The 18,683-nt window shown below is 72.9% G+C and carries 15 protein-coding genes; 6 read left to right on the forward strand and 9 right to left on the reverse strand.

Translation table 11 applies throughout. The features are described from left to right. Window positions 1-197: 197 nt before the first annotated feature. Window positions 198-1,334: a sugar ABC transporter substrate-binding protein gene (locus ACTEI_RS12195; RefSeq protein ID WP_122977759.1), complete on the forward strand. Its 1,137-nt coding sequence runs from the start codon at window positions 198-200 to the stop codon at window positions 1,332-1,334. A 43-nt stretch (window positions 1,335-1,377) separates the two neighbouring features. On the opposite strand, the gene ACTEI_RS12200 is transcribed toward ACTEI_RS12195, so the two are convergent. From ACTEI_RS12200 to ACTEI_RS12210, 3 genes are read right to left on the reverse strand one after another with little or no spacing between them, the layout of a single operon-like run. Continuing rightward, window positions 1,378-2,394 carry an LLM class flavin-dependent oxidoreductase gene (locus tag ACTEI_RS12200; RefSeq protein WP_122977760.1) on the reverse strand — a complete coding sequence of 339 codons (1,017 nt, stop codon included), beginning with the start codon at window positions 2,392-2,394 and terminating at the stop codon, window positions 1,378-1,380. Window position 2,395: 1 nt separating this feature from the next. Beyond that, a complete protein-coding gene (gene smpB / locus ACTEI_RS12205) occupies window positions 2,396-2,875 on the reverse strand; it encodes an SsrA-binding protein SmpB (RefSeq protein WP_122977761.1) in 480 nt (159 codons plus the stop codon). 13 nt (window positions 2,876-2,888) lie between these two features. Further along, the gene (locus tag ACTEI_RS12210; protein ID WP_122977762.1) at window positions 2,889-3,164 is read right to left on the reverse strand and encodes a hypothetical protein; all 276 of its coding nucleotides are present in this window, start codon (window positions 3,162-3,164) and stop codon (window positions 2,889-2,891) included. Window positions 3,165-3,576: 412 nt separating this feature from the next. On the opposite strand from ACTEI_RS12210, the gene ACTEI_RS12215 reads away from it, so the two are divergent. Beyond that, window positions 3,577-3,903 (forward strand): putative quinol monooxygenase, encoded by a 327-nt coding sequence (locus tag ACTEI_RS12215; RefSeq protein ID WP_122977763.1) that lies wholly within the window; start codon window positions 3,577-3,579, stop codon window positions 3,901-3,903. Between the two features lie 250 nt (window positions 3,904-4,153). On the opposite strand, the gene ACTEI_RS12220 is transcribed toward ACTEI_RS12215, so the two are convergent. From ACTEI_RS12220 to ACTEI_RS12235, 4 genes are all read right to left on the reverse strand, one after another. Beyond that, window positions 4,154-5,212 carry a cellulose binding domain-containing protein gene (locus ACTEI_RS12220; protein ID WP_122977764.1) on the reverse strand — a complete coding sequence of 353 codons (1,059 nt, stop codon included), beginning with the start codon at window positions 5,210-5,212 and terminating at the stop codon, window positions 4,154-4,156. A gap of 114 nt (window positions 5,213-5,326) precedes the next feature. Next, window positions 5,327-6,703, reverse strand: coding sequence for a (Fe-S)-binding protein (locus ACTEI_RS12225; protein WP_122977765.1), 1,377 nt, complete (start codon window positions 6,701-6,703; stop codon window positions 5,327-5,329). Beyond that, complete coding sequence (locus ACTEI_RS12230; protein WP_122977766.1) at window positions 6,703-8,142, reverse strand: FAD-binding oxidoreductase; 1,440 nt, start codon at window positions 8,140-8,142, stop codon at window positions 6,703-6,705. Before ACTEI_RS12230 ends, ACTEI_RS12225 begins: the two co-directional genes overlap by 1 nt. Continuing rightward, window positions 8,142-9,602 carry an FAD-linked oxidase C-terminal domain-containing protein gene (locus tag ACTEI_RS12235; RefSeq protein WP_122977767.1) on the reverse strand — a complete coding sequence of 487 codons (1,461 nt, stop codon included), beginning with the start codon at window positions 9,600-9,602 and terminating at the stop codon, window positions 8,142-8,144. The genes ACTEI_RS12230 and ACTEI_RS12235 overlap by 1 nt, the downstream gene beginning before the upstream one ends. Window positions 9,603-10,076: 474 nt before the next feature. On the opposite strand from ACTEI_RS12235, the gene ACTEI_RS12240 reads away from it, so the two are divergent. The 4 genes from ACTEI_RS12240 to ACTEI_RS12255 all read left to right on the forward strand — a co-directional run bounded on the left by ACTEI_RS12240 (window position 10,077) and on the right by ACTEI_RS12255 (window position 15,532). Next, window positions 10,077-10,766 carry a hypothetical protein gene (locus ACTEI_RS12240; protein WP_122977768.1) on the forward strand — a complete coding sequence of 230 codons (690 nt, stop codon included), beginning with the start codon at window positions 10,077-10,079 and terminating at the stop codon, window positions 10,764-10,766. Between the two features lie 447 nt (window positions 10,767-11,213). Beyond that, window positions 11,214-11,567: an XRE family transcriptional regulator gene (locus tag ACTEI_RS12245; protein ID WP_203723720.1), complete on the forward strand. Its 354-nt coding sequence runs from the start codon at window positions 11,214-11,216 to the stop codon at window positions 11,565-11,567. Between the two features lie 437 nt (window positions 11,568-12,004). Further along, window positions 12,005-14,683 carry a pyruvate, phosphate dikinase gene (ppdK, locus tag ACTEI_RS12250; protein WP_122977769.1) on the forward strand — a complete coding sequence of 893 codons (2,679 nt, stop codon included), beginning with the start codon at window positions 12,005-12,007 and terminating at the stop codon, window positions 14,681-14,683. 438 nt (window positions 14,684-15,121) lie between these two features. After that, a complete protein-coding gene (locus ACTEI_RS12255; protein ID WP_122977770.1) occupies window positions 15,122-15,532 on the forward strand; it encodes a VOC family protein in 411 nt (136 codons plus the stop codon). A gap of 406 nt (window positions 15,533-15,938) precedes the next feature. On the opposite strand, the gene recQ is transcribed toward ACTEI_RS12255, so the two are convergent. Further along, on the reverse strand, window positions 15,939-17,822 hold the full coding sequence (gene recQ, locus ACTEI_RS12260; RefSeq protein WP_122977771.1) for a DNA helicase RecQ: 1,884 nt from the start codon (window positions 17,820-17,822) through the stop codon (window positions 15,939-15,941). 170 nt (window positions 17,823-17,992) lie between these two features. Then, window positions 17,993-18,652 carry a GTP cyclohydrolase II gene (locus ACTEI_RS12265; protein WP_122977772.1) on the reverse strand — a complete coding sequence of 220 codons (660 nt, stop codon included), beginning with the start codon at window positions 18,650-18,652 and terminating at the stop codon, window positions 17,993-17,995. Between the last annotated feature and the right edge of the window lie 31 nt (window positions 18,653-18,683).

Genomic DNA, 18,683 nt, shown 5'->3' on the forward strand with positions numbered 1-18,683 from the left:
GCCGGTCGCCCGGTTCGGGAAAGAGGTCCTCGTCGATACGGTCCGTGTTGTCTTGCCGGTGACACCGGGCCAAGTGAATAATCTTGCACTCAGGCCTACACCCGATGTTGCGGCCGTGGCGCGCTGGCCGATACTTGGCGGACTGCCCGGCGACCCCCACGCAGGTCGGGATTCACCCTGAGAGGACTTCAACTGCCATGCGCAAGGCACTGTTCGCACTTGTCGCCGCCGGCCTGATGACGTCGGTCACGCTTACGGCCTGTGACGACGGCGGGGACGGCGGTGACTCCAGCGCCAGCGGCACCACCGCCAACGCGACCTCTTCGGGCAAGGGCAAGAACGGCGTCGGCGTCGTCCTGCCGGACACCAAGACCTCCACCCGCTGGAAGAACGACGACCCGAAGTACCTGAAGGCGGCGTTCGAGGCGGCCGGGGTGCCGTACGAGATCCAGAACGCCGAGGGCGACAAGGAGATGTTCAAGGCGATCGCCGCCAAGATGATCGACAGCGGCGTCAAGGTGCTGGTGATCGCCAACCTCGATTCCGGCAGCGGCAAGGCCGTGATCGAGAACGCCCGGGCGCACAAGGTTCCGGTGATCGACTACGACCGGCTCACCCTCAACGGCGGCGCCGACTACTACGTCAGCTTCAACAACCAGCTGGTCGGCATCCAGCAGGCGCAGGGCCTGATCAAATGCATGAAGGCGCAGAAGGGCGCGGACAAGCCGGTGGTCGCCGAGCTCAACGGCTCGCCCAGCGACAACAACGCCCGGCTCTTCAAGGAGGGCTACGACTCCGTCCTGCAGGCCAAGTTCGACAACGGCGACTTCACCAAGGGCCCTGACCAGTTCGTCCCGGAGTGGGACAACGACGAGGGCAAAGAGATCTTCACGCAGATGCTCAAGCAGTGGCCGGACATCAGCGGGGTGCTGGCCGCCAACGACGGCCTGGGCAACGCCGCGATCGAGGTGCTCAGGGCCAAGGGCCTCAACGGCAAGGTTCCGGTCACCGGGCAGGACGCCACCGTCGAGGGCCTGCAGAACATCATCGCCGGGGACCAGTGCATGACCGTGTACAAGGCCACCAAGCGTGAGGCCAACGCCGCCGCCGACCTGGCGATCGGCCTGGTCAAGGGGCAGAAGAAGACGGCCGCCGACCGGGTCAAGGACCCTGAGTCGGGCGCCTACGTCCCGGCCGTGCTGCTGCCGCCGACCGCGGTCACCGCCACCAACATCATGTCGACCGTGGTGAAGGACGGCTTCGTCACCACCAAGGACATCTGCACCGCGAAGTTCCTCAAGGACTGCCGCAGGTACGGCCTGGCCGCCGAGTAGCGCCCACCGAGTGCGGGGGCCGGCCGGTGGCCGGCCCCCGCACTCATGCGCCCAGCAGTTCGCGGACCCGGGGCACGACCCGCGAGCCGTACAGCTCGATCGCGGTCATCAGGTGCTCGTGCGGCAGGGTGCCGTGGGCGTACTTCAGGTCGAACCGCTGGATGCCGAGCGCCTTGACGGTCGAGGCGATCTTCTGCGCGACGGTCTCCGGGGAGCCGACGTGCCAGGCGCCCTCGGTGATGTCGGCCTCGAAGCGGTCCCGGGTGATCGGCGGCCAGCCGCGCTCCCGGCCGATCCGGTCCAGCATCCGGCGCGCGTGCGGCCAGAGCAGCTCGACCGCCTCCTCGTCGGTGGCCGCCACGAACCCCGGGCAGTGCGCCGCGACCGGCTGCTCCGGGCGGCCCAGCTGGCCCAGCGCGCGGTGGTACAGGTCGACGTACGGCGCGAAGCGGGCCGGCGCGCCGCCGATGATGGCCAGGCAGAGCGGGAGGCCGTACCCGGCGGCGCGGATCACCGACTCCGGACTCCCGCCGACCCCGATCCAGGTGCGGATCCGGCCGGACTCGGTCCTCGGGAAGACGCTCTGATCGCGCAGCGGCGCGCGGACCGTGCCGGACCAGGTGACCGGCTTCTCCTCGAGCAGGGCGGCCATCAGCTCGGTCTTCTCCTCGAAGAGCCGGTCGTAGTCGGCCAGGTCGTACCCGAACAGCGGGAACGACTCGGTGAACGAGCCACGGCCCAGGATGATCTCGGCGCGGCCGTGCGACACCGCGTCGAGCGTGGCGAAGCGCTCGAACACGCGTACCGGATCGTCGGAGCTGAGCACGGTGACCGCGGTGCCCACCGTGATCCGCTCGGTCCGGGCCGCGATCGCCGCCAGGACGATCTCGGGCGCGGAGACGGCGAAATCGTCCCGGTGGTGTTCGCCGACGCCGAAGGCGTCGACGCCGAGGCGGTCGGCCAGCACGGCCTGCTCCACCACGTTGCGGATGACCTGAGCGTACGGCGTGTCGGCGGTGACGTCGCCGAACGTATCGAGACCGAACTTCACCTCGACGATCTTATCGGCGGCCCTTGAGACGCCGGCCCATCTCCCGGGCGATCTCCTTCTTGGCGTCCCGCTCGGCCATCACCTGCCGCTTGTCGTACGACTTGAGGCCCCGGGCGATGCCCAGCTCGACCTTCGCCCAGCCGTCCTTGAAGTACATCGAGAGCGGCACCAGGGTCAGCCCGGTGCCGTCCCGCAGGGTGTTCAGGATCTTGGTGATCTCGGTCCGGTGCAGCAGGAGTTTCCGGGTGCGGCGCGGCGCGTGGTTGGTCCAGCTGCCGAAGCCGTACTCGGCGATGTGCAGCCCATACAGCATGATCTCGCCGTCGTGCTCCTGGGCGAACGCGTCCACCAGCGACGCGCGGCCCAGGCGCAGCGACTTCACCTCGGTGCCGGCCAGCACCAGGCCCGCCTCGTACGTCTTGAGGATCGCGTAGTCGTGACGTGCCTTCTTGTTCGAGGCGATCAGCTTGGTCCCGGTCTCCTTGGCCACGCCTAGAGACTAGCTAGGGCAGGTCGGCCGGGATCGGGCGGCGCATCGAATACGTGACGCTGCTCAGCCGGTGCGGCTCGTCCTTCACGTGGATCACCGCGCGGTCGTAGGCCTGCCAGCCGGCCGCGCCGGCCCGGTTCAGGTGGCGCAGGTCGTCGAAGCGCTCGTCGGTGCCCCAGCGCAGCACCCCACCCGGGTGGTGGAACGTCGCGGTCCAGTCCATGAACCGGTCGGTGCCCAGCGTGCCCGCCGAGCGGTACTCCAGCCGCGCATACTCCCAATTGGTCACCCGGACGATTATGCCGGTCGCGGGCGGGCGCCGCCGTCCGTACTGGACACTCGAACGTCCCGTCGCGCGGATTCCCGGTCGCCGGCCCGCCGGGCGCCCGATCCGTGCTGGTCAGCGCGTCTCCGCCCGGCCGTGGGCGGCGGGCGAGCCGGGCGGCCGTGACCCCGGTTCCGGAGCGGCCCGGCCGCCGCCCGTCCGGCCGTCACCCTGGCCGTTGTCCCGGCCGTTGTCCCGGTCGTCGCTCCGGTCGTCGCCCGGTCGTCGCGCCGGCCGTCGTCCGGCCGCGGCCCGGCCGGAGGAAGCGGCGGCGACTCGCGCTGCGACCGCCGTGCCGGCGGCCGCCTCGGGGGCGATGATGACGGTACGCCGGGGCGGCGGGGCCTGGGATCGAGAGCGCGAGAGGACCGTACGAATGATCTTCATTACCGCGAAGTTCCTGATCAAGCCGGAGCACGCCGACGAGTGGCCGCGGATCGCCGGGCCGTTCACCGAGGCGACCCGGGCCGAACTGGGCTGCCTCTGGTTCGAGTGGTCCCGCAGCATCGACAACCCGCAGGAGTACGTGCTGGTGGAGGCATTCCGGGACGACGAGGCGGGCGCCGACCACGTCGGCTCGGCGCACTTCAAGCAGGCCCGGCAGGAGCTGCCGCGGTACCTGATGGCCACGCCGAAGATCGTCAGTCAGTCGGTGGAGCAGGACGGCTGGGCGGAACTGGGCGAGATGGCCGTCGAGCGGTAGGCCCGGCCGTACCGGCGGCCGACGCGTTCTGCACCGACCGCCCGGACCTTTCCGGGAAGGGGCCCGGCCTGCCCCGCCGGGCTCGTCCGGCCCCGCCGGGCTCGTCCGGCCCCGCCGGGCTCGTCCGGCCCCGCCGGGCTCGTCCGGCCCCGCCGGGCTCGTCCGGCCCCGCCGGGCTCGTCCGGCCCCGCCGGGCCCGGCCTGCCCCGCTGGGCCCGTCCGGCCCCGCCGGGCTCGGCCGGGCGGTGGATCAGGAGAGGGCGGCGGCGACCGCCGGGTACCAGCGGGCGGCGATCTTCGCGTTGCCCGCGTCGTTGGGGTGGACGCCGTCGTACGTGTCGGTGGCGGTGTCGAAGCCGGTCCACTGGTCGACCACGGTGATCGGGGACGCGGCGGTGCTCAGCCCGGCCGCCCACGCCGGGATCGCGGCGTTCAACTCGATCACCCGCCGGCCGCAGTCCGCGCAGGTGGGCGGATTCAACGGGATGATCTGCGCGACCAGGACCCGCATGTTCGGGTTGCTGGCCCGCATCTGGCCGACCAGCGTGGTGTAGGCGGCCAGGATGGTGGAGGTGGGCAGGTTGCTCCACGCGTCGTTGGTGCCGAAGTGCATCAGGACCACGTCCGGGTCGGTCGCGGCCAGCCAGCCGGTGAGCAGGCTCTGGCCGGCGACGTTGGTGACCAGGTAGCCGCCGTGCCCCTCGTTCTCCCCGTCGTAGGGGAAGCCGCAGCCCTGGCCGGGCAGGGTGCCGACGAAGTCGACCCGGTCGGCGGGCAGCTTCCGCCAGAGCAGGGCGCGCCAGCAGCCCGGGGACCCGGTGATCGAGTCGCCCAGCGCCATGATCCGGGTGGGTGCGTCATCCGGCGGGGTGGTCGGCGTCGCCGGGGTCGTCGGGTTCACCACACCGCCGGTGCACGCCACGCCGTTCAGCGTGAACGCGGTCGGCGCCGGGTTGGCGCCGGTCCACGAGCCGGTGAAGCCGAACGAGGCGGTGCCCCCGGTGGGGATCGATCCGTTCCAGGTCGCGTTGCGGACGGTGACGGTGGTCCCGGACTGGCTGACCGACCCGTTCCAGAGCTGGGTGATGCTCTGCCCGGGGGCCAGCGGGAAGACCAGCGACCAGGACGTCACCGGATCGCCGAGGTTGGTCACGTCGACGGTGGCCCCGAACCCGCCCGGCCACTGGCTGGCCACGGTGTACTCGACGGAGCAGCCGGCGGCCGCGTCCGCCCTGGTGGCGGTGGCGAACAGCAGACCGCTGAGCACGGTGCAGGCGCCGGCCAGAGCGGCCAGCCTTCGTCGGTGCATGGGGATTACCTCCAGTGGGGATACTGGGAGCGTGCCCATCAACGTACATCAATGCGATTGGCGGCCGGTCGGCTTCGACGCCCGGCTGCGGCCGCGCCGCAGCCGGTGGGCCGGTCACTCGGCGGTCAGGGTCGCGGTTCCCAGGTTGCGGATGGAGGCGTCGAGCACCTGGGCCGTGTGCGCCAGGGCGATCTCCCCACCCTGCCGCCGGACCGCCGCCGCGACCTGCATCAGACAGCCCGGGTTCGCGGTGACCAGCAGCGACGCGCCGGTCTGGAGCACCGCGGCGGCCTTGCGGTCACCCAGCTCGGCGGCCGGCTCGGGATTGAGCACGTTCCACACCCCGGCCGACCCGCAGCAGATCTCCGGCTCGGCTATCTCGCGCAGCTCCAGCCCGGGGATCGCGCGCAGCAACGCACGGGGCTGGGTCCGGATGCCCTGGGCATGTCCGAGATGGCAGGCATCGTGGTAGGCGACCGTCACCGGCAGCGGGTGCCGCTGCGCGACCGGCCCCAGCTCGGCGAGCAGCTCGGCCAGATCACGCACCTTGGCGGCGAACGCGGCCGCCCGCGACGCGTACGCCGGATCGTCGGCGAGCAGCTCGCCGTACTCCTTCAGCGACGACCCGCACCCGGCCGCGTTGACCACGAAATAGTCCATGCCGGTGCGTTCGAACGTGTCGATCAGCCGCCGCGCGAACCGCTCCGCCTCGGAGCGCCGCCCGTTGTGCACGCTCAGCGCTCCGCAACACCCCTGCCCGGACGGGATCAGCACGTCGCAGCCCTCGGCGGCGAGGACCCGTGCGGTCGCCGAGTTGACGTCCGGGAAGAACGCGGACTGCACGCACCCGGTCAGCATGCCGACCACCGCGCGCCGGGCGCCGCGGGCGGCGACGCGGCGCGGCGGCCGCGGCACGCCGCGCAGCCGCGGAGCGAGCGCGTCCAGCGTGGCCAGCGTGGGCGCGAGCCGCTCCAGCAGCCCGCTGCGGGCGACCAGCCTCTGCAGACCCGATTTCTGGTACGCCCACAGCGGTCCCCGCAACAGCCGCAGCCGCCGCGGGTACGGGAACACCGCGAAGATCGCCGCCCGCAGCGCGCGGTCCCGTGCCGTACGCGGATACCGCCGCTCCACCTGGGCCCGGGTGTCCTCGATCAGCCGGTCGTACCGCACCCCGGACGGGCACGCCGTCACACACGCCATACAGCCGAGGCAGCGGTCGAAGTGGGTGACCATCGAGTCGCTCAGCGGCTCACCCTCCACCCCCTGGGCGATCAGGTGGATCCGGCCGCGCGGCGAGTCCATCTCCTCGCCCCACAGCACGTACGTCGGGCAGGTGGCCAGGCAGAACCCGCAGTGCACGCAGTCCGACAGCAGGTCGGCGCTCGGCGGGTGGTGATCGTCGAAGGCGCCCGGCCCGGTCCCGGTCTCCGCGGCCCGCAGCGCGTCCGGTGGCGTCGGCCCGGTGCCCCGGGTGGCGTCCACGTCAGCCATCAGATGCCTCCCACGAAGCGACCCGGCGCGAACCGGTGATCGGGATCGAACCGGTCCTTGACCCGGCGCATCAGCGCCAACCCGGGCACCGGTCCCCACCTGTCCAGGGTGTCGCGTACCCCGGCGGGCGCGACCAGCACCACCGCGTGCCCGCCCGCGCGGGTCGCCGCCGCCCGCAGCAGCTCGACGGCACGGCCCACCTCGACCGTCCCCTCGGCGGTCGCCGTACCTTCGGCGGTCGCCGAGCAGCCGGGCCTGGGGCGCGGCGCGGCGGGGCCGGAGCCCGGCGTCGCGGAGGCGGAGGGTCGTGCGGCGGAGCCGGGAGCCGGCGCCGCGGAGGCGACGCGCGGCGCGACGGGTGCGGGGGAGAGCGGCGCGACGGGTGCGGAGGAGAGCGGCGCGACGGGTGCGGGGGAGAAAGGTCCGGCCGCCGCGGCGGAGGCAGCCGCGCGGTCCGTGGCGCGGGCGGTGGCGTTGCCCGGGGACGTGACGCCGGGCGGGAAGCCCGCGTAGAGAACCCCGGTCCCGGCCGATCCGCGTACCGTCGCGCCCGCGCCCACCGCGGTCGCCACCAGGGCCGGCACCTGCGACAACCGACCGGTGAGCTTGACGCCCACGCCGTCGCCGGGCCAGGGCGGCCGATCCCACCACGGCGGGGCCTCGGCCGACACCTGCCCGCCCAGCAAGTCGGCGATCGCGGCGGCCCGCTCGCGTACCCCGTCCGGTGTCCCCTCCAGCAGGACGGCCAGCTCCGGCTCCGCGCCGGGAACGGCATTCACCTCCACGGCGCTCGCCGCGAACTGCCCGGCCAGGATCCGGGCCGCGTGCCCGGGCGGGGCGACCGCCCGGACGAACCGGGACGCGGCCGGGACCGGGTGCAGCCGGAAGACGCACTCGGTGATCAGCCCGAGAGTGCCGAAGGCGCCGGTGTAGAGCTTGCAGAGGTCGTACCCGGCGACGTTCTTGACCACCTTGCCGCCGGCCCGCGCGATCGTCCCGTCCGGCCGGACCACGGTGATCCCGATCAGGAGGTCCCGCGCCGTGCCGTACCGCAGGCGGCGCGGTCCGGAGGCGTTCGCCGCGACCGTGCCCCCGGCCGTCGCGCCGGGCGGCGCGTCCAGCGCGAGTTGCTGGCCGGGCAGCCCGTGCAGCTCGGCCATCGGGGTGCCGGCCCGGACCACGGTGATCATCTCTCCGGCGGCGTGCTCGGCCACCCCGGCCAGGCGCCGGGTGTCGACGATCAGGTCCAGGCCGCGGGGTGGCGGTCCCCAGTCCAGTTTGGTGCCACCGCCCCGGATCACCACCCGCAGGCCGCGGGCGGCCCTGAGCAGCGCGGACGCTTCGGCGGTGTCGCGCGGCGCGGCCACCAGCCGGGCGGGCACCCCGCAGACCGTGTCGCCGTCTCCGGCCGGCGTCGTGAGCTCGTCCAGGTCGGCCATCAGAAGATCTCCGCGACGTCCGGCTCGTGCAGCGGGTGGACGCCCTGCCGGCGGCCCGGGGGTTCCCCGCACAGGCGCGGGGTCGGGAAGACCTTGCCCGGGTTGGCCAGCCCGTCCGGGTCGAACGCGCACCGCAGCAGCTGCATGGTGTCCAGGTCGGCCTCGTCGAACATCCGCGGCATGTACCTCACCTTGTCGGCCCCGACGCCGTGCTCCCCGGTGATCGACCCGCCCAGCTCGATGCACACGTCGAGGATGGCGCCGGACACCGTCTCGGCGCGCTCGGCGGCGCCGGGCACGGCGTCGTCGAAGAGCACCAGCGGGTGCAGGTTGCCGTCCCCGGCGTGGAACACGTTGGCGACCCGGACGCCGTGCTCGGCGGCGATCTCGCCGATGCGCCGCAGCACCGCGGGCAGCGCGGTGCGCGGGATCACCCCGTCCTGCACGATGTAGTCCGGGCTGATCCGGCCGACCGCGGCGAACGCCGACTTGCGCCCCCGCCAGATCAGCGCCCGCTCGACGTCGTCGGCCGCGATCCGGATCTCGAACGCGCCGCTGGCCTCGCAGAGCGCGCTGACCTCGTCGAACTGGGCGGCCACCTCGGCCTGCGGGCCGTCCAGCTCGACGATCAGCACCGCACCGGCGCCGGCCGGGTAGCCGCACCGCACCGCGGCCTCGGCGGCCTCGATCGCGAGCGCGTCCATCATCTCGACGGCGGCCGGGATCACCCCCGCCGCGATGATCGCCGAGGTGGCGGCCCCGGCCTGGTCGGTGGACCGGAACGCGGCCAGCAGGGTGCGCACCGCCTCGGGCAGCCGGGTCAGCTTGACGGTGACCTCGGTGGCCACCCCGAGCGTGCCCTCCGACCCGACGAACGCGCCGAGCAGGTCATACCCCGGGGTGTCCGGCGCCGCGCCGCCCAGCCGGACCCGCTCGCCGTCCGGGGTGACGATCTCCAGCCCGGTCACGTGATGGGTGGTGAAGCCGTATTTCAGGCAGTGGGCGCCGCCGGAGTTCTCCGCGACATTGCCGCCGATCGAGCAGATCTGCTGGCTGGACGGGTCGGGCGCGTAGTAGTAACCGTGCGGGGTGGCGGCCTTGGTCAGCTGCAGGTTGATCACTCCGGGCTGGACCACGGCCCGCTCGTCCTCGGGCCGGATCTCGACGATCTCGCGCAGCTGCGAGGTCACGATCAGCACCCCGTCGGCGTGTGGCAGGGCGCCGCCGGACAGGCCGGTGCCGGAGCCGCGGGCGACGAACGGGGTGCCGGTCTGCGCGCAGGCGCGGACCACCGCGGCGACCTGCTCGGCGGTGGCCGGCAGGGCGACCAGGGCCGGGACGACCTTGTAGTGGGCCAGCCCGTCGCACTCGTAGGTCCGCAGCTCCTGCCGGTCGGTGAGGACCCGCTGCGCCCCGATCTCAGCCCGCAGCCGGGCTGCCAGTTCGTCGATGCCGGCCATGGCAGGCCTCCTCACTGCCGCTCACCGTCACGCTAGCGGCGATCTCGCTTTCGCGCGACGGCTGACCGGCCGCCTGTGGAAAACCAGCCCGCGCCGCGGCGGACCGGACCGGCCGTGGCGGATCGGACGGGCCGTGGCGGATCGGACCGGCCGTGGCACGCCGAACCCGCCGCTGGGCGGATCAGGCCGTGGCGCGGCGTGGCGGACCCTCGACGGCGGCGACCCGGCGGGCGGCCCGTCCCGGGCGCGCTCGCGGGCCGCCGGGTCCGGAGGGCGGCGGCGGTGGTACCGGCCAGTCGCCGCCGGCGAGCCGGACTTCCCCCCGTCGCCGCCGGCGAGCCGGGACTTCCCCCACCGTCGGTGCGCGCCGGGACTTCCCCCGCCGACTTCCCGCCGGCGCGGGAGCGCGGAGTCCCCGCCGCTGCGGTGGGCGGCCCGGGCTGTCGGGGCCGGAGCCTGTGCCAAGATGGCCGGATGCTCGTGACCGCCAGACCCCGCCGGGTCGCCGTGGCCGCCGCCTTCGCCCTGCTCGCGGTGGCCGGCTGCAGCTCGGACGACGACAAGCCGGACGCCGGCCGGATCGACGTGACCACCATGCGCGGCGCCTTCCTGCAGGCCGCCGAGGTCGGTCCGACCTGGACCGCGCCGACGGCCAGCGCCGACGCGCAGCGGATGGTCAGCTTCTGCGGCGGTGCGAGCACCCCGCCGTCGATCCCGCCCGGCGCCGACGTGGTCTCGGCGTCGCTCGCCGACGAGGGGGAGCGGGGCGCGCAGACCCTGGAGCAGCTGGCCCTGGTCTACCCGGACGACAAGGCGGCGCGGGCCGGCCAGTCGCTGCTGCGGGCGGTGGCGGACGGCTGCGCGCCGTCGGTCTCGGTGCCCGCGGCGGTCACCTCGGACCGCTCCGAGCCGGCCTACACTGAGACCGTCGAGCTGCGCGACCTCAGCGAGGGCGCCTGGTCCGGGTTCGTGCTGATCCGCCACAAGACGTACGAGGCGCGGCACCCCGGCACCGCGGACACCGCGGTCGCCGTGCTGACCAGCCGCAACGTGGTGCTGGTGGACACCTACGCGATCTATCAGCTGAATACGTCGCAGGCCGCCGCGGGCTTCGAGACCGACTGGAAGAAGCTGGTCGGCTCGGTCGTGCAGCGGGTGGGATAGACAGCCGGACGCGGGTGGTCTAATGTTCGCGGTGCGCCGTTGCGAGTTCTTCCCCCGTGGAATTCGCAGCGGCGCCCTTATTTGTAGCCCCGCCCGTTCGTAGCCTCGCCTGTTCGTGGCGCCGACCGGCCACAGAGGCTCTTCCCGGCCACAGGCGATTCTCCTGGCCACAGACAATCCTCCCGGCCACAGAGGATCTTCCGGTGACCGACCTTGAGCGTCGCTCAACCCTGACCTAGGCTCCTGCCTGGCTCATCAACCTCAGTTCACGCAAGCGCCGGCATCGGGGGATGTTCATCGACCTGCCGTCAGGCATCGTCGCTGCTCATGGCGCTGTTGAGGGGGAGCGGAAGGGTGGTGCGGAGTGGCCGGTACGGAGGGGGTCTTCTCCATCGCGGGGAAGCTGGATCGGCTCTTCCGCGCCACGGGGGCCCGGAGCCCAGCTACATGGCGGTCGCCGAGGCGATCCGTGACCGGCAGGGTGTGCCGATCTCGCACACCTACATCTGGCAGCTGCGCACCGGCCGCCGGGACAACCCGACGCTGCAGCATCCGACCGCGCTGGCCGAGCATTTCGGCGTGCCGGTGCCCTATTTCCTCGACGACGAGCTGGCCGCCCGGGTCGACGCGCAGCTGAAGTTGCTGCCCGGCCTGCGCACCGCGGGGGTCACCGAGATCGCGATGCGGGCGGCGGACGTGTCGCCGGGCGCCCGCGCGGGGATCAGCGAGGCGGTCCGGCAGGTCGGGGTGGCCGAGCACGGTCCGGACCGGTCCGCCCGAGCCGGCGGAACGCGGCGCTGACCCGGGGCAGCCAGGCGACCTCGTCGGCCATCTCCGGACCGACCGGCGCCCAGGTCCGGGGTTCCGACGCCGCGGCACCGGCGGCGTGCCGGCGCGGCGCTTCGCGCAGCCCGGGCAGCGGGTGCCGGTGCCGCGGCCGGCCCCGCCGGGCGGCCACTTGCGCGCTGAACAGGTCCAGATCGAAGGGATGCGGCACGCGCGGCCCGCGCAGCCGCCGCTGGCAACGCCGGCGCAGACCCTCCATCGCCGAAACGCTGCCCGGCAGGCGTCAGATGCTCGTAACTGCGCGCAGAGAGCGCGATCCGAACACCGTGCCTCGCACCGGTGTGGAAAAGTCCACGAGACTGTTAACTATTCGCCGAAGTCGTGCTTAGCCTTACGAATCCCGGGGCACGAACGTGTTCAGCCGAGGATTCTTAGGCGGAGGTGGGTGCGGCATGAAGTTCGTCTACGACTTCCACGAAGGCAACAAGGACCTCAAGGACCTGCTGGGTGGCAAGGGCGCCAATCTCGCGGAGATGACGAACCTCGGCCTGCCGGTCCCGCCCGGCTTCACCATCACCACCGAGGCGTGCCGGCAGTACCTGCGTAACGGCACGCACGTGCCGGGACTCGCCGGGGAGATCGACGCGCACCTGGCGACCCTGGAGCGGACGATGGGCCGCCGGCTCGGCGACCCGGACGACCCGCTGCTGGTCTCCGTGCGCTCCGGGGCGAAGTTCTCGATGCCGGGCATGATGGAGACCGTCCTCAACGTCGGCCTCAACGACGCCTCGGTCGCCGGGCTCTCCCGGCAGGCCGGCGGGAACGACCGGTTCGCCTGGGACTCGTACCGGCGGCTGATCCAGATGTTCGGCAAGACCGTGTGTGACGTGCCGGGCGGCGAGTTCGAGGACGCGCTGCACGAGGCGAAGGCCGCCAAGGGAGTCACGGACGACGTCCAGCTCGACGCGAACGATCTGCGGGCGCTGGTGACGGCGTACAAGAAGGTGTTCGTCAAGCACACCGGGCACGACTTCCCGCAGGCTCCGCGGGAGCAGCTGGACCTCGCCGTCGAGGCGGTCTTCCGGTCCTGGAACGCCGACCGGGCCGTGCTCTACCGGCGCCAGGAACGCATCCCCGCCGACCTGGGCACCGCCGTCAACGTGGTCGCCATGGTCTTCGGCAACCTGGGCGCCGACTCCGGCACCGGCGTCGCCTTCACCCGGGACCCGGCCAGCGGCGAGCCCGGCGTCTACGGCGACTACCTGCCCAACGCGCAGGGCGAGGACGTGGTCGCCGGCATCCGCAACACCCTGGCGCTGGCCGAACTGGAGAAGCTGGACAAACCCTCCTACGACCAGCTGCTGCGGATCATGGCCACGCTGGAGGGCCACTACCGCGACCTGTGCGACATCGAGTTCACCATCGAGCGCGGCAAGCTGTGGATGCTGCAGACCCGGGTCGGCAAGCGCACCGCGGCCGCCGCCTTCACCATCGCCGCCCAGCTCGTCGACGAAGGCGTGATCGACCTCGACGAGGCGCTCGCCCGGGTCACCGGCAACCAGCTCGCCCAGCTGATGTTCCCCCGCTTCGACCTCGCCGGCGAGCCGGCGCCGATCACCCGTGGGGTCGGCGCGTCACCGGGCGCGGCCGCCGGTGAGGTGGTCTTCACCGCGCAGCGCGCCGTCGAGGTGGCCGCCGCCGGCCGGCCGGTCATCCTGGTCCGGCGCGAGACCAACCCGGACGACCTGCCCGGCATGATCGCCGCGCGCGGCATCCTGACCAGCCGTGGCGGCAAGACCTCGCACGCCGCGGTGGTCGCCCGGGGCATGGGCAAGACCTGCGTCTGCGGCGCCGACGAGATGGAGGTCGGCGCGTCCTCCTTCACGATCGGCGAGACCGTCGTCGGCGAGGGCGACATCGTCTCGATCGACGGCACCACCGGCCGGGTGTACCTGGGGGAGCTGCCGGTGCGTCCGAGCGAGGTGGTGCAGTACTTCGAGGGCGACCTGGACCCCGAGCGGGCCAACGAGCCGCTGGTCGCGGCGGTGCACCGGATCGTCACGCACGCCGACGCCAGACGCCGGCTCACCGTGCGCACCAATGCGGACACCGGCGCCGACGCGGCCCGGGCGCGGCGTTTCGGCGCGCAGGGGATCGGACTGTGCCGTACCGAGCACATGTTCCTCGGCGACCGGCGTGAGCTGGTGGAACGGCTGATCCTGGCGCGCACCGACGGGGAACGCGACGAGGCCCTGGCGGCGCTGCAGCCGCTGCAGCGGGCGGACTTCCTGGAGATCTTCCGGGAGATGAACGGGCTGCCGGTCACCATCCGGCTGATCGACCCGCCGCTGCACGAGTTCCTGCCGTCCCTGGAGGAGCTCGCGGTCAGGGTGGCGGTGGCGCACGAGCACGGCGAGCGGGTCGAGCACGACGAGCAGATGCTCGCCGCGGTCCGCCGGATGCACGAGCAGAACCCGATGCTGGGCCTGCGCGGGGTCCGACTGGGTCTGGTCATTCCCGGTCTGTTCGCCATGCAGGTCCGCGCCATCGTGGAGGCCGCGGTCGCGCTTGCCGCCGAGGGCGGCACCCCACGCCCGGAGATCATGGTGCCGCTGGTCGGCGCGGTGCAGGAACTGGAGACGGTACGCGCGGAAGCCGAGAAGATCATCGCCGAGGTGATCGGCGACTCCGGGGTACGGGTGCTGATCGGCACCATGATCGAGGTACCGCGGGCCGCGCTGACCGCCGGGCAGATCGCCGAGGCCGCCGAGTTCTTCTCCTTCGGCACCAACGACCTCACCCAGATGGGCTGGGGCTTCTCCCGCGACGACGTCGAGGGCGCGTTCTTCTGGCGCTACCTGGAACTGGGTATCTTCGGCATCAGCCCGTTCGAGTCGATCGACACCGAGGGTGTCGGCCGGCTGGTGCGGATCGCCGCCGAGGAGGGGCGCGCCACGCGGCCGGATCTCAAGCTCGGCGTCTGCGGCGAGCACGGCGGCGACCCGGACTCGGTGCACTTCTTCCACCAGGTCGGCCTGGACTACGTGTCCTGCTCCCCGTTCCGCGTGCCGATCGCGCGGCTGGAGGCCGGCCGCGCGGCGGTGGAGTCGTGCGGCTCCGACCACCGGTGAGATCGCACCCCTGATCGTCCCGGCCGGTCGGCGACCTCGCCCCCAGGGACCGGCGCCCGATGAGCGCGTGGCGGTTCGCCGCACGGTCATCGGGCGCCCCGGCGGCGCCGCGACCGAGCGGGGCCGTCCGCCAGGAAGCCGACGATCGCGCCGACTGCGATCACATCCGGCCTCCACGGCACCGCCCTGGGCATCGACCTCGGGCCGGGGTCTCCCCCCCCCCCCGTACGGCACCCACCAGGCGGAGCAGACCCCGGCCCGAGCCCCCGGAAACCCTCGCCGCCGGCCGCCCGGATCGCGAGCCGAGCCCGACGCATCCGGCGGGATGGCCCGACGCCGTGGGTCTCGTCCGGGTGGGGCTCCGTCGATCGCTCCGGGAAATGTCGGGGGGTGGGTCTAGCGTCCGGAGGACATCTTCCGACGGCGAGGGAGCCTGTGATGACGTCCCGACTCAATCCGTACCTCACGTTCGACGGCAACGCCCGTGAGGCCATGGAGACCTACCAGTCGATCTTCGGCGGTCAGCTGCGGGTGAGCACGTTCGGCGAGTTCGGCTCGCCCGACCCGCAGATCAAGGACAAGGTGATGCACGCGATGCTGGAGACCCCGCAGGGCTACACCCTGATGGCCTCGGACACCGCGCCCGGTATGCCGTTCACCCCGGGCAATGCCAACACCGTGAGCCTCAGCGGCGACGACGGCGACGACCTGCGCGACTTCTGGACCAAGCTGGCCGACGGCGCGACCGTCAGCGTCCCCCTGGAGAAGCAGATGTGGGGCGACGAGTTCGGCCAGCTCATCGACAAGTTCGGCGTCCCCTGGATGGTCAACATCAGCGCCGCGCAGTGACCTTCCGACGGCAGCCGTCCCCTCGGGCGGCTGCCGTCCGGTCATCCCCGGCGCCGCGCCGTCACGGGTCCGGTGCGCGGCCTACCGTCACGAGGCGGGTGCGCGGCCTACCGTCACGGGTCCGGTGCGCGGCCTACCGTCACGAGGCCGGTGCGCGGCCTACCGTCACGGGTCCGGTGCGCGGCCTACCGTCACGAGGCCGGTGCGCGGCCTACCGGCGCGGTGCGGCCGGTTCGATGCGGGCTGCGGGCGGCGTCCGGGCGCGGTGTCACGCCGCGCGGTGCGGCTCGTGCCACACGGCGGTGTGGTCCCGGATCCGCGGTCCGGCCGATTCCGGGCCGCGTGCGCACGTCGTGCCGCGGCGGCCGGACCGGCCCCGTAGTCTCCCCGAACGGGCCCGGTGTCTCTACTCCTCGGTCGTGGTCGCCCCCGGCGTCTCGCCGCGCACGACGGCCAGCACGTCGTCGCCGAACCTGGTGAGCTTGCTCTGGCCGACCCCGCTGACCGTGCCCAGCTGGTCCGATGACGACGGAGCCAGCGCCGCGACCGCGCGCAGCGTCTTGTCGTGAAAGATCACATAGGGCGGGACGCCCTGCTCCTTCGCCACCGAGGCGCGCCACGCGCGCAGCCGTTCGAACAGCGGCTCGGCCTCGGCGGGGAAGTCGGCGGGGACCGCGGCGGCCGTGCGCGCGGCCCGGGGCGAGGACGAGCCGGAGCGGGACCGCTGCGCCGGGATCTCGCGGCGCATCATCACGGTGGCCTCGCCGCGCAGGACCGCGGAGCTGCGGTCGGTGAGCACCAGAGTGCTGTACTCGCCCTCGACCGCGAGATAGCCACCGGCGAGCAGCTGGCGGACCACCCCGCGCCACTCGGCGTCGCGCAGGTCGGCGCCGATGCCGAAGACGCTCAGCTCGTCGTGGCGGAACTGGATGACCTTCTCGGTGCGCTTGCCGAGCAGGATGTCGATCGACTGGCCGGCGCCGAACTTCTGGCCGCGCTCCTTCTTCAGGCGGAACACCGTGGACAGCAGTTTCTGCGCCGCCACCGTGCCGTCCCAGGACTCCGGCGGGCTCAGGCAGGTGTCGCAGTTGCCGCACGACTCGGCCGGCGCCTGCTGATCGAAGTACGCCAGCAGCTGCCCGCGCCGGCAGGAGACCGTCTCGCACAGCGCGAGCATCGCGTCGAGATGGCGCGCGGCGTTGCGGCGGAACGCGAGATCCCCCTCCGAGCTGTCGATCATCTTGCGCTGCTGCACCACGTCCTGCAGCCCGTACGCCAGCCAGGCGGTCGACGGCAGCCCGTCGCGCCCGGCCCGCCCGGTCTCCTGGTAGTAGCCCTCCACCGACTTGGGCAGGTCCAGGTGGGCGACGAAGCGCACGTCGGGTTTGTCGATGCCCATCCCGAAGGCGATCGTCGCCACCATCACCAGCCCGTCCTCGCGCAGGAAGCGGGACTGGTTGGCCGCCCGGGTGCGCGGGTCCAGCCCGGCGTGGTACGGCAGAGCCGGAATCCCGTTGGCCGAGAGGAACTCCGCGTGCTTCTCCACCGACGCCCGGGACAGGCAGTAGACGATCCCCGCGTCGCCCGGGTGCTCGGTGCGCAGCAGGTCGAGCAGCTGACGCTTGGGCTCGTTCTTCGGCACGATCCGGTACTGGATGTTGGGGCGGTCGAAGCTGGCGGTGAAGTGCCGGGCCTGCGTCAGCTGCAGCCGCGTGGCGATCTCGTCGCGGGTGGCCGTGGTCGCGGTGGCGGTCAGCGCGATCCGCGGCACGTCCGGCCAGCGCTCGTGCAGCATCGACAGCGCCAGGTAGTCCGGCCGGAAGTCGTGGCCCCACTGCGCGACGCAGTGCGCCTCGTCGATGGCGAACAGCGAGACATGCCCCCGGTCGAGCAGCCGCTGCACGCCGGGCGTCCCCAGCCCCTCCGGCGCGACGTAGAGCAGGTCCAGCTCACCGGCGACGAACTCGGCCTCGACCAGGCGCCGCTCGTCCAGATCCTGCGAGGAGTTCAGGAAGTTCGCCCGGACGCCGAGCGTGCGCAGGGCGTCGACCTGGTCCTGCATCAGCGCGATGAGCGGCGAGATGACCACCCCGGTGCCCGGCCGCACCAGCGCGGGGATCTGGTAGCACAGCGACTTGCCACCGCCGGTCGGCATCAGCACCAGCGCGTCGCCACCGCCGATCACGTGCTCGACGATCTCGCGCTGCTGCCCGCGGAACTCCGGATAGCCGAAGATGCGGTTGAGCGCGTCGGTGGCGCTGGAAACGGGGATCGGGGGAGCCGAAGTCACCCAGCGATAGTAGAGAGCCGGACCGGCATCCCGCCCCTCCCTGTGGACAACCCGGTCGGGTGACAGCCCCGCCCGGCCCGGGCCCGCGGGGAGGCGACGGCCGCCCGCGAGCCGCGGGCGGCCGTCGCCCGTCCGTCACCGGGCCGCCGTGCCGGAGACCCGGCCCCGGGTCACTCGGCCAGCGGCAGGTCGATGGTGTGCGACGTGTGCGACGCCTTGGTACGCAGGTACCGCACGTTCGCCGCGGACACGTGCACCCCGGTCGGGATCCGCTGTGTCACCTCCACGCCCAGCGTCTGCAGTTGCAGCGCCTTGTCGGGGTTGTTGCTGAGCAGCCGGATCCGGTCGGCGCCCACCGCGAGCAGCATCTGCGCGGCCGCGGTGTAGTCCCGCTCGTCCTCGCCGCGGCCCAGCGCCAGGTTCGCCTCGTAGGTGTCCAGCCCGTCGTCCTGCAGCGCGTACGCGTCCAGCTTCGCGTACAGGCCGATGCCGCGGCCCTCCTGGCGCAGGTAGAGCAGGAAACCGCCCTGCTCGGTGATCCGCTCGGCGGCCTCGCGCAGCTGCGGCCCGCAGTCGCAGCGCTGGCTGCCGAACACGTCCCCGGTCAGGCACTCGCTGTGCGGCCGGACCAGCGGCGCGCGGCCACCCGCGGCCGACTTGGTCAGCGCCCGCCGCCAGTCGCCCAGGCCCAGCGCCAGGTGCTCGCGGCCGTCGGCCAGGCCGTCGAAGGTCATCACCTGGGCGGTCGTGGCGTACCCGTCGGGGAACCGCAGCGGGACGGTCACCTGCCGCCGGATCGTCGCCCTCGCCGTTGCCGGGGCTTCAGACATCGGTCCTCCTCATGTGTTGCCGCTGGCCGCG

The organism is Actinoplanes teichomyceticus ATCC 31121, assembly GCF_003711105.1.
In the GTDB taxonomy this organism is placed as follows: domain Bacteria; phylum Actinomycetota; class Actinomycetes; order Mycobacteriales; family Micromonosporaceae; genus Actinoplanes; species Actinoplanes teichomyceticus.

What these genes read in the sequence shown, in the direction of transcription:
- ACTEI_RS12195 (WP_122977759.1), top strand. Translation starts at nt 198, where the DNA reads ATGCGCAAGGCACTGTTCGCACTTGTCGCCGCCGGCCTGATGACGTCG.
- ACTEI_RS12215 (WP_122977763.1), top strand. Translation starts at nt 3,577, where the DNA reads ATGATCTTCATTACCGCGAAGTTCCTGATCAAGCCGGAGCACGCCGAC.
- ACTEI_RS12220 (WP_122977764.1), bottom strand. Translation starts at nt 5,212, where the DNA reads ATGCACCGACGAAGGCTGGCCGCTCTGGCCGGCGCCTGCACCGTGCTC.
- ACTEI_RS12225 (WP_122977765.1), bottom strand. Translation starts at nt 6,703, where the DNA reads ATGGCTGACGTGGACGCCACCCGGGGCACCGGGCCGACGCCACCGGAC.
- ACTEI_RS12230 (WP_122977766.1), bottom strand. Translation starts at nt 8,142, where the DNA reads ATGGCCGACCTGGACGAGCTCACGACGCCGGCCGGAGACGGCGACACG.
- ACTEI_RS12235 (WP_122977767.1), bottom strand. Translation starts at nt 9,602, where the DNA reads ATGGCCGGCATCGACGAACTGGCAGCCCGGCTGCGGGCTGAGATCGGG.
- ACTEI_RS12240 (WP_122977768.1), top strand. Translation starts at nt 10,077, where the DNA reads ATGCTCGTGACCGCCAGACCCCGCCGGGTCGCCGTGGCCGCCGCCTTC.
- ACTEI_RS12245 (WP_203723720.1), top strand. Translation starts at nt 11,214, where the DNA reads ATGGCGGTCGCCGAGGCGATCCGTGACCGGCAGGGTGTGCCGATCTCG.
- ppdK (WP_122977769.1), top strand. Translation starts at nt 12,005, where the DNA reads ATGAAGTTCGTCTACGACTTCCACGAAGGCAACAAGGACCTCAAGGAC.
- ACTEI_RS12255 (WP_122977770.1), top strand. Translation starts at nt 15,122, where the DNA reads ATGACGTCCCGACTCAATCCGTACCTCACGTTCGACGGCAACGCCCGT.
- ACTEI_RS12265 (WP_122977772.1), bottom strand. Translation starts at nt 18,652, where the DNA reads ATGTCTGAAGCCCCGGCAACGGCGAGGGCGACGATCCGGCGGCAGGTG.